The sequence below is a fragment of the Streptomyces sp. NPDC049970 genome (assembly GCF_040660235.1).
Lineage (GTDB): Bacteria > Actinomycetota > Actinomycetes > Streptomycetales > Streptomycetaceae > Streptomyces.
This window is the reverse complement of the sequence record NZ_JBFALP010000007.1, coordinates 186,407-199,826: the sequence shown is the minus strand read 5'-3', so window position 1 is coordinate 199,826 and position 13,420 is coordinate 186,407. Positions and strand designations below refer to the sequence as shown.

The following is a 13,420-nucleotide window of genomic DNA, read 5'->3' as shown; positions in this document are numbered from 1 at the left end:
GCGCGGAACGTTACCGTATCGCGATCAGACAACCACTTCGACGCCCTCGCCCGGAGCAGTACCTGACGCCCGTTCGGACTCCAGAGCGTTCTGGAGGATCACCACAGCGGCAGCCTGGTCGACGACAGACCGGCCCTTCTTGGACTTCACACCCGAAGCGCGCAGCCCCTGGGTGGCCGTCACTGTGGTCATCCTCTCGTCCACCAGGCGCACGGGGACCGGTGCGATCGCGCGGGCGAGGACCTGGGTGAAGGCGCGCACCTTCACGGCCGCCGGGCCCTCGCCGCCGCCCAGGGAGCGGGGCAGACCGACGATGACCTCGATCGGCTCGTACTCCTCGACGATCTGGCCGAGCCGCCGGTGGGCGGCCGGGACATCACGTCCCGGCACGGTCTCCACCGGCGTGGCGAGGATCCCGTCGGGGTCGCACGAGGCGACCCCGATGCGGGCGTCCCCGACGTCCACCGCGAGCCGGCGGCCGCGGCGCATCTTCGGCAGGTCCGACGTCATGCCGTCTCGGTGACGAGGCGTTCGACGGCGGCGACCGCGTCGCCGATGGCGGCCGGGTTCTGGCCGCCGCCCTGGGCGACGTCGGGCTTGCCGCCGCCACCGCCGCCGAGGGTCTTGGCGGCCGTACGGACCAGGTCGCCGGCCTTGAGGCCGCGCTCGCGGGCCGCCTCGTTGGTGGCGATGACGGTCAGCGGGCGCCCGTTCGCCGTGGTGAACAGGGCCACGACGGCCGGCCGGCCGCCCTGGATCCGCCCGCGCACGTCGAGGACCAGCCTGCGCAGGTCGTCGGCCGAGGTGCCGTCCGGCACCTGCCCGGTGACCAGGGCGACACCCTTGACGTCCTTGGCGGAGTCGACCAGCCCGGCGGCGGCCTGGAGGACCTTCTCCGCGCGGAACTTCTCGATCTCCTTCTCGGCGTCCTTGAGCTTGCCGAGCATCCCGGAGATCTTCTCGGGGAGCTCCTCGGGCCGGCCCTTGAGCAGCTCCTGGAGCTGGGCGACGACCGTGTGCTCCCGGGCGAGGAAGTTGTACGCGTCGACCCCGACGAGGGCCTCGATGCGGCGCACGCCGGAACCGATCGACGACTCGCCGAGCAGCTTCACCAGACCCAGCTGGGCGGTGTTGTGCACGTGCGTGCCGCCGCACAGCTCCTTGGAGAAGTCGCCGATCGTGACGACCCGGACGCGCTCCCCGTACTTCTCGCCGAACTCGGCGATGGCGCCCTGCTTCTTGGCGTCGTCGATGGACATGACCTCGGCCTGGACGTCGAGTTCCCGGGCGAGGACCTCGTTGATCTTCTGCTCGACGTCGGTCAGCACCGTGCCGGGTACGGCGGCGGGCGAGCCGAAGTCGAAGCGGAAGCGGCCGGGCGAGTTCTCCGAACCGGCCTGCGCGGCCGTGGGGCCGAGCGCGTCGCGCAGGGCCTGGTGCGTGAGGTGGGTGGCGCTGTGGGCGCGGGCGATGGCCCGGCGGCGGGTGTTGTCGATGGAGGCGTGGGCCGAGGCACCGAGCGTCACCTCGCCGACCTGGACCGAGCCCTTGTGGACCGAGACGCCGGGCACGGGCTGCTGTACGTCGCGTACCTGGATGACGGCGCCGGTGTCGAGCCTGATGCGGCCCTGGTCGGCGAGCTGGCCACCGCCCTCGGCGTAGAACGGGGTGCGGTCGAGGACGACCTCGACCTCGTCGCCCTCGCTCGCGGCCGGGGAGGGCACCCCGTCGACGAGGAGGCCGACGACCGTCGACTCGCCCTCGGTGGAGGTGTAGCCGGTGAACTCGGTGACACCGGACCTGTCGGCGACCTCGCGGTAGGCGGACAGGTCGGCGTGACCGGTCTTCTTGGCCCTGGCGTCGGCCTTGGCCTTGTCCCGCTGCTCCTGCATCAGGCGGCGGAAGCCCTCTTCGTCGACCGAGAGGCCCTGTTCGGCGGCCATCTCCAGCGTGAGGTCGATCGGGAAGCCCCAGGTGTCGTGGAGCAGGAACGCCTTGTCCCCGGCCAGGACCTGGCTGCCGGCGGCCTTCGTCTCGGTGACGGCGGTCTCGAGGATGTTAGTGCCGCCCTTGAGGGCCTTGAGGAAGGCGGCCTCCTCGGCGAGGGCGACGGTCTCGATGCGCTTGCGGTCGGTGATCAGCTCCGGGTACTGCAGCCCCATGGTGTCGACGACGACGTCGACCAGCTCGCGGACGACGGGGCCGGTGGCACCCATCAGCCGCATGTTGCGGATGGCCCGGCGCATGATGCGGCGCAGGACGTAACCGCGCCCCTCGTTGCCGGGGGTGACGCCGTCGCCGATGAGCATCACCGAGGTGCGGATGTGGTCGGCGACCACGCGCAGCGAGACGTCCGAGCCGTGCTCGGCGCCGTAGCGCACACCGGTGAGTTCGGTGGCCCGGTCCATGACGACGCGCAGGGTGTCGGTCTCGTACATGTTCTGTACGCCCTGCAGGATCATGGCGAGGCGTTCGAGGCCGAGTCCGGTGTCGATGTTCTGCGACGGCAGGTCCCCCAGGATCGGGAAGTCCTCCTTGCCGTCACCGGCACCGCGCTCGTACTGCATGAAGACCAGGTTCCAGATCTCCACGTAACGCTCGTCGTTGACGGCGGGGCCGCCCTCGACCCCGAACTCGGGGCCGCGGTCGTAGTTGATCTCGGAGCACGGGCCGCAGGGGCCCGGGACGCCCATGGACCAGAAGTTGTCCTTCTTGCCCAGGCGCTGGATGCGCTCGGCCGGGACGCCGATCCTGTCGCGCCAGATCTGTTCGGCCTCGTCGTCGTCCAGGTAGACGGTGATCCAGAGACGCTCGGGGTCGAGCCCGAAGCCGCCGTCCTCGACCGAGTCCGTGAGCGCCGCCCAGGCGAACTCGATGGCGCCTTCCTTGAAGTAGTCGCCGAAGGAGAAGTTGCCGCACATCTGGAAGAACGTGCCGTGCCGGGTGGTCTTGCCGACCTCTTCGATGTCCGGTGTACGCACGCACTTCTGCACGCTGGTGACGCGCGGGGCGGGCGGCTTCACCTCGCCGAGGAAGTACGGCTTGAAGGGGACCATGCCCGCGGGGACCAGCAGCAGAGTCGGGTCGTCCGCGATGAGCGACGCCGAAGGGACGACGGTGTGACCGCGCTCCTCGAAGAAGCTCAGCCAGCGGCGGCGAATTTCAGCCGACTCCATCAGTGGTCCTCATTCCGGTTGTTCGACCTGTAGGGAAGCGATCGGTAGGTGACGCGTTCGGGCTCGTCGGAGGCCTCGATGCCGAGCGCCCCGCCCAGTTCGGCCTCGCGCCTGACCATGCCCTCACGCACGTCGAGGGCGAAGTCCTTCAGCCTGTGCCCCGCTTCGACCGCCTTGTCGGCGGCCTGCGCCGCAAGGCTCTCGGGAGTCAGCTGCCGGATCTTGCGGTTGACCTTGGTGGTGGCCCAGACACCGGCGGCTGCGCCGGCGGTGAACCAGAACGTACGGCGGAACATCGCTGCGTCAGTCCTTCTGTCCACGGGAGCTTCGGCCGTTCCGCTTCCTGCGGGCGGACGGCACGGTACGGCCGACGATGACGGCGCGGCGGGCCGGCTCCGGTTCCGCGGACGTACGGCGGCCGATGGCCTGCCGCACTCCGTAGCCGAAGGCCGCGACCTTCACGAGCGGCCCGCCGAACGTCGACGCGACGGTCGTGGAGAGCGCGGAGGCGTTGGACGTGACCTCCTGGACGTCGCTCGCGATGGCGTCGACCTTGTCCAGCTGGGTCTGCGCGGAGCGGAGCGTGGCGGAGGCGTCGGCAAGCAGTGGAACCGCCTGCTCCGTCACGTCCGCCACCAGCGCGGTGGCCGCTCTGAGCGTCTGGGCCAGCCTCACCAGTACCACGGCGAGGAAGGAAACCAGGATCGCCCAGAAGACAGCCACCAGGATGCCGGCCACCTCTCCACCGGACACAGTGCACCGCTCTCTGTTCGTCGCCCGCACGGGCCGGGATCCCTCCCCGGCCTGCCTGCCTGTCTCGGTCCGGCAGGAGCGTGCTGCCACCGCCGATCGTCGTCCCCCGAGCCTATCGCGCCGGGCGTCAGGCGCCGTACCGCATTACGGGCGGGCGGTGCGGGCCCCGGAGGCGGGGAGATTGTACGGAGAGCTTATGTGCCAGTACTCTGCGTGTTTCATGCGACGCCCTCAGCGCCCCTACCCCGCAGCCGGCTACACGGAGCCCGCCCCCGTGCGCGGAAATCTCCCGGCGGAGCTGACCGCCTTCGTGGGACGCGACGAAGAACTGGCCGAACTCGAACCGCTCCTGCGGGAGTCCCGGCTGGTCACCGTGGTGGGCGGCGCCGGGATCGGCAAGACCCGATTCGCCACCCGCGTCGCGGCGCTGGTGGAGAAACGGTACTGCGACGGCGTCTGGATCGCCGAGCTGTCGACCGTCCACGATCCCGGCCTGCTGGAGCACACCCTTGTCGGCGCACTGGGACTCACCGACCACACCGGCAGGCCGCCCCGGACCGTGCTGCTGGAACACTGCGCGGGACGCCGACTCCTGCTCGTGATCGACGGTTTCGAACATCTCGCCGACGACTGCGCCGGCCTCGTACGGGAGATGCTGCGCCGGGCACCGGGGCTCCAGGTGCTCGCCGCGGGCCGCCGCCCTCTGCGGGTGGACGGTGAACTCGCCTTTCCACTCCCGCCGATGACCGACGGCGACGCCATGGAGCTCTTCACCCGGCGAGCGGCCTCGGTGCGCCCCGGGTTCACGCCGGAGGGCGCCGACCTGGAGACCTCGCGGGAGCTGTGCCGCCGCCTCGACGGCATTCCGCTGGCCCTGGAGCTGGCCGCCGGACGGCTGCGCGCCCTGAGCACGGAACAGGTGCTGCACCGTCTGGACGACCGGTTCCGGCTGCTGACCGGGGGCAGCCCCAGCGCACTCCCCCGGCACCAGACGCTGCGTACGGCGATCGGCTGGAGCCACGAGCTGTGCGCACCGGAGCAGCGGCTGCTGTGGGCACGGCTCTCGGTGTTCGCCGGACAGTTCGACCTGGAGGCCGTGGAATACGTCTGCAGCGGTCCCGGCCTGCCGGCGGACTCCGTGCTGGACGTGTTGGACGAACTGCTGTCGCAGTCCGTGGTGCTGCGCGAGGACTCGGCCGTCGGCAGCAGGTACCGGCTGCTGGAGTCCGTGCGTGAGTACGGCGCGGAGTGGCTGCGGGCGACCGGGGACACGGAGCGGCTGCGGCGTCGGCACCGGGACTGGTATCTGGGGCTCGCGACCTGGTGCGAGCTGGACTGGTTCGGTCCCCGGCAGGCGGAGGCGGCGGCCCGGATCGACTGCGAACTGCCCAATCTCCGCCGGGCCATGGAGTGCTCGATGGAGAGCCCCGACGAGGTCCACCTCGCGCAGTACCTGGCCGGCACCCTCTGGTTCTACTGGGTCGGCTGCGGACGCCTGTCGGAGGGCCGCCACTGGCTGGACCACGTGCTGGAGGAGGAGTCGCCGTACGACCACGCCCGGTTGAAGGCCCTGTGGGTGCTCGGCTACGTCGCCGTGCTCCAGGGCGACGCGGTGGGCGCGGTGTCGGCCCTGCACGAGTGCCGGGAGGAGGGCGAACTCGCGGGGGACGCGTCGGCCGTCGCCTACGCCGTGCACCGGACGGGCTGCCTGTCGATCGTGACGGACGACCCGGCCCGCGCCCAGGAGCTGCTGCGAGAGGCCCTGGGCCGCTACCGGGAGATCGGGGAGCTGAACAGCAACGTGCTGATGGCGCAGGTCGAACTGGGCATGGCCGTGGCCTTCCTCGGGGACCTCGACGGTGCGGCCGAGATCTGCGAGGAGGTCCGCGAGATCTGCCAGGACCACGGCGAGCGGTGGGCGATGGCGTACGCGCTGTACGTCCTGGCCTACGGAGCGTTGCACGCCGGGCTGAGCGGGCGGGCGCGCCGGATGCTCGGCGAGGCCCTGTCCATCGCGCACGCCTTCCACGACCTGCTCGGCACGGCCCTCTCCCTGGAGTTGCTGGCCCTGGTCACCGTGACGGAGGGCGACGCGGCGGAGGCGGCGGTGCTCCAGGGAGCCGCCGACCGGATCTGGCCCTCGGTGGGACTGCCGCTGTTCGGCTCGGTGCACTACGGGAGGCCGCGGGCCCGTTGCGAGGAGCTGGCCCGGACGGAACTGGGGGACGCGCGCTACGAGTCGCAACGGAGATCGGGCCGCCGGCTGGACGCCAAGGCCGCTGTGGCACGCGCGCTCGCCGCCCGCACCGGCGGAGGGACGACGGACGGAGGGCCGGCGGAGGGTGAACCGCCGAGGGAGGGACCGCCGGGCGGCGGGGACGGCGGCGGCGGGGAAACGCGAAGGCCCGCCGCCTCCCGTACGACAGGGAGGGGCGGGCCCGAGCTCGGTTGAGCGCTACGCCTGGATCAGCGGGCGTAGTACTCGACGACGAGCTGCTCGTCGCAGATGACCGGAATTTCCTTGCGGTTCGGGTCACGGTCCAGGCGGAAGGCCAGGGCCTTCAGGTTCACCTGGAGGTAGCGCGGGGTCTCGCCGTCGGTGTCGTAGCCACCCTCACGGGCCACCTGGAAGGGGACCTTGGTGCGGCTGCGCTCGCGGACCTGCACGACGTCGTCGGGGCGCACGCGGAAGGACGGCTTGTCGACCTTGCCACCGTTGACCTCGATGTGGCCGTGGACGACCATCTGACGGGCCTGGTAGATGGTGCGGGCGATGCCCGAACGCAGGACCAGGGCGTCGAGGCGGCGCTCGAGCTCGACGACGAGCGCCTCGCCCGTCTTGCCGCCGGCCTTACGGGCGCGGTCGTAGGCACGCGCCATCTGGCGCTCGCTGATGTCGTACTGCGCACGCAGACGCTGCTTCTCGAGCAGACGGACCTTGTAGTCCGAGTTCTGCTTGCGGCCACGGCCGTGCTCGCCCGGCGGGTAGGGGCGGGCTTCGAAGTACTTGACAGCCTTCGGCGTCAGGGCGATGCCGAGGGCACGCGACTTCTTGACCTTGGGACGCGACTGGTTAGGCACGTTCTCCAGACCTCCGTTGTAGGTTAGGTTAGGCTTACCTTACTCAAGGAGATCGCATGTCTCGCCCTGGGAACACCACACACGTCACGGACAGCACAGACAGCGACGGCGCACACGAAGGCGCCGTAACGACGGAAGGCCGATCTGATCGTGGTCAGCCGCGTCCCAGCGGGCTTGAAAACACTCGGATGCCGTCAGCAGCCGAGCGCACACGAACTCTCGTACAGAGTACCTGCTCCGCGGTGCTGCTCGTACCGGGGCTGAATGTGATCCATCCCGACCAGCTGATGCCGGACAGCAGGAGCATCGGCCCGGAAGGGGATCTGTTCCTCGGCTTCCCCGCCGATTCCCCGGTGGTACGGGCCGCGACGCGCGCCCAGGGGGACGAGCTGACGGCGGTGCTGGAGATCACCGACGTCGCACCCGTGTCCGTCCCCCACAGGATCCGCGGCCGTGCCCGGATCGCCGGCTGGCTCACCGCCGTGCCGGGTCTGGCGGGGCCCGGTGGGGTGATGCTCCGCCTGGAGACGGGCGAGGCGTCGGTCGACGACCTCTGGGGAGCCGAGGAGGTGGAGCCCGAGGCGTTCCGGGACGCGGTCGCCGACCCGCTGGTGACCCATGAGACCGAGTTGCTCCAGCATCTGCACGCCGCCCACGGCGAGCAGATGGGATCGCTGTCCGCGCTGCTCGGCGGGCGGAAGGAGCGCGCCGACGGCAGGAGCCTGCCCGAGGCCGTGCCGGTCGCCCTCGACCGCTTCGGCCTGCGGGTGCGGTTCGTCGAGGAGAGCGGTGCCTGCTTCGATGCCCGCTTCGAGTTCCCGGACCCCGTACGCGACGTCGGTGAGCTGCGCCGCGCCATGTACACGCTCTTCGAGGCCGCGGCCTGCTGAGCCGCGGCCGTCACGAAGGCGGGTTGCCGCCCGGCTCGGCGCGGCCGAGCCGCTCGCGGACCCGGTCCGCCACGTCCGCGTAGCGCGCCTCCGCGCCGTACCGCGTGGGTTCGTAGTAGCGACGGCCGCGCACGGCTTCCGGGGCGTACTCCTGGGCGGCGATGCCTCCCGGCACGTCGTGCGGATAGACGTAGCCCTGGGCGTGGCCCAGCTTGGCCGCGCCCTTGTAGTGACCGTCGCGCAGATGGGCCGGCACCGGGCCGGCGAGGCCCCGGCGCACGTCCTCCTGCGCGGCCGAGATCGCCAGCGTCGCCGCGTTGGACTTGGGCGCGAGCGCCAGCGCGATCGTGGCGTGGCTGAGGGTGAGGGCCGCCTCCGGGAAACCGATCATGGCGACGGCCTGGGCCGCCGCCACGGCGGTGGGCAGCGCCGTGGGGTCGGCGAGCCCGATGTCCTCGCTGGCCGAGATCATCAGCCGCCTCGCGATGAAGCGCGGGTCCTCCCCCGCCTCGATCATCCGGGCCAGGTAGTGCAGGGCGGCGTCCACGTCGGACCCGCGGATCGACTTGATCAGGGCGCTCGCGACGTCGTAGTGCTGGTCGCCGTCCCGGTCGTACTTCACGGCCGCGCGGTCGACCGTCTCCTCCAGCGTCTCGAGCGTGATCTCCGGCTCGTGCTTGGACAGGGCCGCGCCGGCGGCCGCCTCCAGCGCGGTCAGTGCACGCCGCGCGTCGCCACCGGCGATCCGGAGCAGATGTGCTTCGGCCTCCTCGGGCAGCCCGACGGCTTCCGCCAGCCCACGTCCGTCGGACACGGCCCGACGGAGCAGGGCACGCAGGTCGTCGTCGGTGAGCGGCTCCAGGGTGAGGAGCAGTGAGCGCGACAGCAGCGGGGAGATGATCGAGAAGTACGGGTTCTCCGTGGTGGCCGCGATCAGCGTCACCCAGCGGTTCTCGACGGCGGGGAGCAGGGAGTCCTGCTGGGCCTTGGAGAAGCGGTGGATCTCGTCGAGGAAGAGGACGGTCTCCTTGCCGAAGCCACCGGTGGCGCGGCGCGCGCTCTCGATGACGGCACGGACCTCCTTGACGCCCGCGGTGATCGCGGAGAGCTCGACGAAGCGCTTGTTGGTCGCCTTGCTCACCACGTACGCGAGGGTCGTCTTGCCCGTGCCGGGCGGGCCCCAGAGGATCACCGACGAAGGCCCGGCCGGCCCGCCGCTCCCTTCGCCCACCAGGCGGCGCAGTGGCGACCCCGGCTTGAGCAGGTGCTGCTGGCCGACGACCTCGTCCAGCGTTCGAGGACGCATCCGGACAGCGAGGGGGCTGCTGGACGGGTCCTTCTCCTGGCGGTCTTCGGCTGCTGCGGTAAAGAGGTCGGGCTCCACGCTCAGAACCCTATGTCACCCCGCTGACAGGACCGCGGGCCGAGTCAGCTGGTCCAGAAGTCCCACCAGCGGGTCAGGATCAGCATGCCGATGATCCCGATCCACAGCACCGGGGGCACCCAGTGGAATTCGGTGAGGGCGTTCCGCAGCCCGGCGGGGGCGGGGATGACGCCGTGCTTGATGTTGTGCGTCGTGACGTAGCAGAACATGACGATCGTGGCGACCCAGGCCAGGCAGCACCAGAGGCAGAGCGAGTTGATGTTGTACAGCGACTGGTACTGCAGCCAGGTGCAGAAGCCGACGCCGAACAGCGTGCCCGCGTTGAGGCCGAGCCAGTACCAGGCGCGGAACCGGGCGCCGGCGAGGAGCGCCATGCCGATGCCGATGACCACGGAGTAGGTGGCGATCCCGAGCATCGGGTTGGGGAAGCCGAAGGCGGCGGCCTGCTCGCTCTTCATGATGTTGCCGCAGGCGACGACCGGGTTCAGGCTGCAGCCGGGTGTGAAGCTCGGGTCCTCGAGCAGCTTGAACTTGTCGATGGTGATCACCCAGGCGGCGAGCAGTCCGGCCGCTCCCGTGATCACCAGCAGCAGCGCGAGCGCGCGACTGCCTCCGAAGGTCTTCGCGCCGCTGTCCTCGTCCTGCTGTGAGGAGGGGTGGTCTACCGCTGCCATCGTCATATCGCCGTTCCATCACTGAGTAGCCGGCCGGGCAGGGTCATTGTGCCGCACCGCCTGTGCGGCCATCCGTTCGATGAACATAAAAGTGTTCCCGGGTGCGGTCAGGAACGTGGCACTCCTGGAGGCCCTCGGCCGCACCGAGGAACCCGCGGCCGACGTGCGCGGGCTGTGCGAACGGTGCGGCGAGCTGACCGCCATGGACGGTCTCGACCTGCGGATCCGTCCAGGTGAGGCGACCGCGGCCCGGGTGGGGATGGCCACCGCGGTGGGGATACCCCGAGTCGCAGCGGCCGAACCGGCGGCGTGGTCGAGCTGCCCGGGGCCGATCCGGCCACCACCGGGGGCGCTTCCGGATCGGCATCGTCCGGCAGGATGAATCGGCTCCGCCGAGTTGACGGCAGGGCCCGGACGCACCGTGCCCGCCCGGGCGGACCGGGCGGGCACGGTGGACTGCGGCAGGCGGTCTCAGGCCAGTCGGCTCCGGATCGCGGTCACCAGATCGCCGACCGCCACGGCCTCCTGCTCGCCGGACTCCATGTCCTTGAGCTGGACGTTGCCTTCGGCGAGGTCCCGCTCACCGGCGACGACGGTGTAGCGGGCGCCTGAGCGGTTCGCGCTCTTCATCGCACCCTTGAGCCCACGGCCGCCGAACGCGAAGTCCGTGGCCACACCGGCCCTGCGCAGTTCGGTGACCAGGCCGAAGAGGACACGCCGTGCCTCTTCGCCGAGCGGCACCGCGTACACGCTGGTGGTGGCGGGGATGTCGAGCTCGATCCCCTCGGCCTCCAGCGCGAGCACCGTACGGTCCACGCCGAGCGCCCAGCCGACGGACGGCAGCGCGGGGCCGCCGATCATCTCGGACAGCCCGTCGTACCGGCCGCCGCCTCCCACCGCGGACTGCGAGCCGAGACCGTCGTGCACGAACTCGAAGGTGGTGCGCGTGTAGTAGTCGAGGCCGCGGACCAGCTTCTCGTCGTCCTCGAACACCACGCCCGCCGCCGTCAGCAGGTCGCGGACCTCCTCGTGGTACGCCTTGCAGGCGTCACAGAGGTAGTCGCGCAGCATCGGGGCGCCGGTCAGCTGCTTCTGGACGTCGGGACGCTTGTCGTCGAGGACCCGCAGCGGGTTGATCTCGATGCGTCGGCGGGTCTCCTCGTCGAGGTCGAGGTCGCGCAGGAACGTCTGGAGCGCCTCGCGGTAGACGGGCCGGCACTCCTTGTCCCCCAGGGAGTTCAGCAGGATGCGGAACTGGGCGAGGCCGAGCGAGCGGTACGCCTGGTCGGCGAGGATGATCAACTCGGCGTCCAGCGCCGGGTCCTCGGTGCCGATGGCCTCGGCGCCGACCTGCGAGAAGTGACGGTACCGGCCCTTCTGCGGGCGCTCGTAGCGGTAGTAGGAGCCGGAGTACCAGAGCTTGACGGGGAGGTTGCCCGCCTTGTGCAGGTTGGCCTCCAGGGCGGCGCGCAGCACGGAGGCGGTGCCCTCGGGGCGCAGCGCCAGCTTGTCACCGCCCTTGGTCTCGAAGGCGTACATCTCCTTGGACACGATGTCGGTGGACTCGCCGACGCCACGGGCGAACAGCGCGACGTCCTCGAAGCCGGGTGTCTCGATGTAGCCGTAGCCGGAGTTCTTCAGGGGCTCGGCGAGCGCCGCACGCACCGCGAGGTACGTCGCGGAGTCCGGCGGGATCAGGTCGTACGTGCCCTTGGGGGCCTGGAAGGTGCTCACAGGTTTTTCTCTCGTCACATTCCTCGGCGGGGCGCGTCCAGTCCGTGGATGTACGGATTGGAGGCGCGCTCGCGGCCGATGGTCGTCTGGGGGCCGTGGCCGGACAGCACCACGGTCGAGTCGTCGAGCGGCAGGCACACACGGGCCAGCGACTGGAGCAGTTCGGCGTGGTCGCCGCCGGGCAGGTCGGTGCGTCCGACGGAGCCGGCGAAGAGCAGGTCGCCCGAGAACAGGACCTGCGGTACGTCCGCGGCCTCGGGCATCCTGAACGTCACCGACCCCTTCGTATGGCCGGGTGCGTGCGCGACGCCGAACTCCATGCCCGCCAGTTTCAGCGCGGCGCCGTCGGACAGCTCCTTCACGTCGTCCGGCTCACCGACGGTGAGCTCGCCCATGAGCGGCATCCCGAAGGAACGGCCCAGTGCCTTCTCGGGGTCGCTCATCATGTAGCGGTCCTCGGGGTGGATCCAGGCGGGGATGTCGTGGGCGCCGCACACGGGGACGACGGAGGCGACGTGGTCGATGTGGCCGTGGGTCAGCACGACGGCGACGGGCTTGAGCCGATGCTTCCTGAGCGCTTCCTCGACGCCCTGGGCGGCCTGGTGGCCCGGGTCGATGATCACGCACTCCTCACCGGCGGCGGGGGCGACCAGGTAGCAATTGGTCCCCCAGGCCCCGGCGGGGAACCCGGCAATGAGCACGATCGTCCTTAAAGTTCGTCCGACGAGGAGGGCCGCGGAGAGGAATGCGGCAGATCAGAGCCTACCGGCGCTCCTCATTACACAGCTAACCCATATACCGTACGGGGCAATCCAGGCCCGATCACACGACGTACAAGGAGACCATCCGGTGGTCAGCAGCGATCAGCGGCGGCGGCAGCTCGCCCGGGAGAAGTTCGAGCGGCAGCAGCAGCGCCGGGAGGAAGCACGCCGGAGGACCAGGCGCCTCACGGCGGTCATCGGTTCCGCGGTGGCCGTGGTGGCGGTCATCGGCGTGTGCTCGTACCTCTTCCTCGACGGTGACGACTCGAAGAGCTCCGCCGACGCGGCGGCGAGCGCGAGCCCCTCGGCGTCCCCCTCGGCGAGCGAGAGCAGTGAGCCCGAGCCGAAGATGGCCGTCGACAAGAAGGCCAAGTACGCGATGTCGCTGAAGACGAGCCAGGGCGACATCGGCATCACGATGGACGCCGCGAAGACCCCGCACACCACGAACTCGTTCAAGGCCCTCGCGGACAAGGGGTACTTCGACGACACGAAGTGTCACCGGCTGACCACGGAGGGCATCTTCGTGCTGCAGTGCGGTGACCCGAAGGGCGACGGCACGGGCGGTCCCGGCTACACGATCCCGGACGAGAACCTGACCGCTCTGGGCAAGGCGGGTGCCGACGGCTCGGTGACGTATCCGGCGGGCACCGTCGCGATGGCGAACACCGGCCAGCCGGGGACCGGCGGCAGCCAGTTCTTCCTGGTCTACAAGGACACCAAACTGCCGCCCAGCTACACCCCGTTCGGCACCATGGACGACGCCGGCCTGAAGGCCGTCAAGAAGGTCGCCGAGGCAGGCGTGGCGGACGGGGCCGGTGACGGTGCTCCGAAGAAGGCGGTCACCGTCGAGAAGGCGACCGTCGGCAAGGCCTGACCGTCCCGTCGGCGGGCCGGCGCCCGGCTTCACGGCCGGACCGGAGAATTTCAGCCGCGCTGAGTGCGGACAGCCGGGCGGCCGGTCGCC

The 13,420-nt window shown here is 70.7% G+C and carries 12 protein-coding genes; 3 read left to right on the top strand and 9 right to left on the bottom strand.

The window, feature by feature from the left end; genetic code table 11:
* Positions 1-24: 24 nt before the first annotated feature.
* Genes ruvX through AB0I83_RS16015 form a run of 4 tightly spaced genes read right to left on the bottom strand, consistent with a single transcriptional unit; the run spans position 25 to position 3,914 of the window.
* Positions 25-510, bottom strand: coding sequence for a Holliday junction resolvase RuvX (gene ruvX / locus AB0I83_RS16030; protein ID WP_356536015.1), 486 nt, complete (start codon positions 508-510; stop codon positions 25-27).
* Positions 507-3,176, bottom strand: coding sequence for an alanine--tRNA ligase (alaS, locus tag AB0I83_RS16025; protein WP_356536016.1), 2,670 nt, complete (start codon positions 3,174-3,176; stop codon positions 507-509). Before alaS ends, ruvX begins: the two co-directional genes overlap by 4 nt.
* Positions 3,176-3,472, bottom strand: coding sequence for a DUF6167 family protein (locus tag AB0I83_RS16020; protein ID WP_356536017.1), 297 nt, complete (start codon positions 3,470-3,472; stop codon positions 3,176-3,178). Before AB0I83_RS16020 ends, alaS begins: the two co-directional genes overlap by 1 nt.
* Before the next feature lie 7 nt (positions 3,473-3,479).
* Positions 3,480-3,914 (bottom strand): DUF948 domain-containing protein, encoded by a 435-nt coding sequence (locus tag AB0I83_RS16015; RefSeq protein WP_356536027.1) that lies wholly within the window; start codon positions 3,912-3,914, stop codon positions 3,480-3,482.
* A gap of 235 nt (positions 3,915-4,149) precedes the next feature.
* Between AB0I83_RS16015 and AB0I83_RS16010 the strand changes: the two genes are divergently transcribed.
* Positions 4,150-6,381: an AAA family ATPase gene (locus AB0I83_RS16010; RefSeq protein WP_363304972.1), complete on the top strand. Its 2,232-nt coding sequence runs from the start codon at positions 4,150-4,152 to the stop codon at positions 6,379-6,381.
* A 14-nt stretch (positions 6,382-6,395) separates the two neighbouring features.
* Here AB0I83_RS16010 and rpsD read toward each other — a convergent pair whose 3' ends face one another.
* Positions 6,396-7,010, bottom strand: a complete 615-nt coding sequence (gene rpsD, locus AB0I83_RS16005) for a 30S ribosomal protein S4 (RefSeq protein WP_356536019.1) — start codon at positions 7,008-7,010, stop codon at positions 6,396-6,398.
* Positions 7,011-7,198: 188 nt separating this feature from the next.
* Between rpsD and AB0I83_RS16000 the strand changes: the two genes are divergently transcribed.
* Complete coding sequence (locus AB0I83_RS16000; RefSeq protein ID WP_363304971.1) at positions 7,199-7,900, top strand: DUF2470 domain-containing protein; 702 nt, start codon at positions 7,199-7,201, stop codon at positions 7,898-7,900.
* 10 nt (positions 7,901-7,910) lie between these two features.
* Here AB0I83_RS16000 and AB0I83_RS15995 read toward each other — a convergent pair whose 3' ends face one another.
* The 4 genes from AB0I83_RS15995 to AB0I83_RS15980 form a co-directional block, all read right to left on the bottom strand.
* Positions 7,911-9,284 (bottom strand): replication-associated recombination protein A, encoded by a 1,374-nt coding sequence (locus tag AB0I83_RS15995; protein WP_363304970.1) that lies wholly within the window; start codon positions 9,282-9,284, stop codon positions 7,911-7,913.
* Between the two features lie 44 nt (positions 9,285-9,328).
* Entirely contained in the window at positions 9,329-9,964 is a 636-nt protein-coding gene (locus AB0I83_RS15990) for a vitamin K epoxide reductase family protein (RefSeq protein WP_356536022.1), read from the bottom strand.
* A gap of 465 nt (positions 9,965-10,429) precedes the next feature.
* A complete protein-coding gene (gene hisS / locus AB0I83_RS15985) occupies positions 10,430-11,692 on the bottom strand; it encodes a histidine--tRNA ligase (RefSeq protein WP_363304969.1) in 1,263 nt (420 codons plus the stop codon).
* Positions 11,693-11,706: 14 nt separating this feature from the next.
* Complete coding sequence (locus tag AB0I83_RS15980) at positions 11,707-12,393, bottom strand: MBL fold metallo-hydrolase (RefSeq protein WP_363304968.1); 687 nt, start codon at positions 12,391-12,393, stop codon at positions 11,707-11,709.
* A 148-nt stretch (positions 12,394-12,541) separates the two neighbouring features.
* Between AB0I83_RS15980 and AB0I83_RS15975 the strand changes: the two genes are divergently transcribed.
* Complete coding sequence (locus AB0I83_RS15975; RefSeq protein WP_356536025.1) at positions 12,542-13,330, top strand: peptidylprolyl isomerase; 789 nt, start codon at positions 12,542-12,544, stop codon at positions 13,328-13,330.
* The last annotated feature ends 90 nt before the right edge of the window (positions 13,331-13,420 follow it).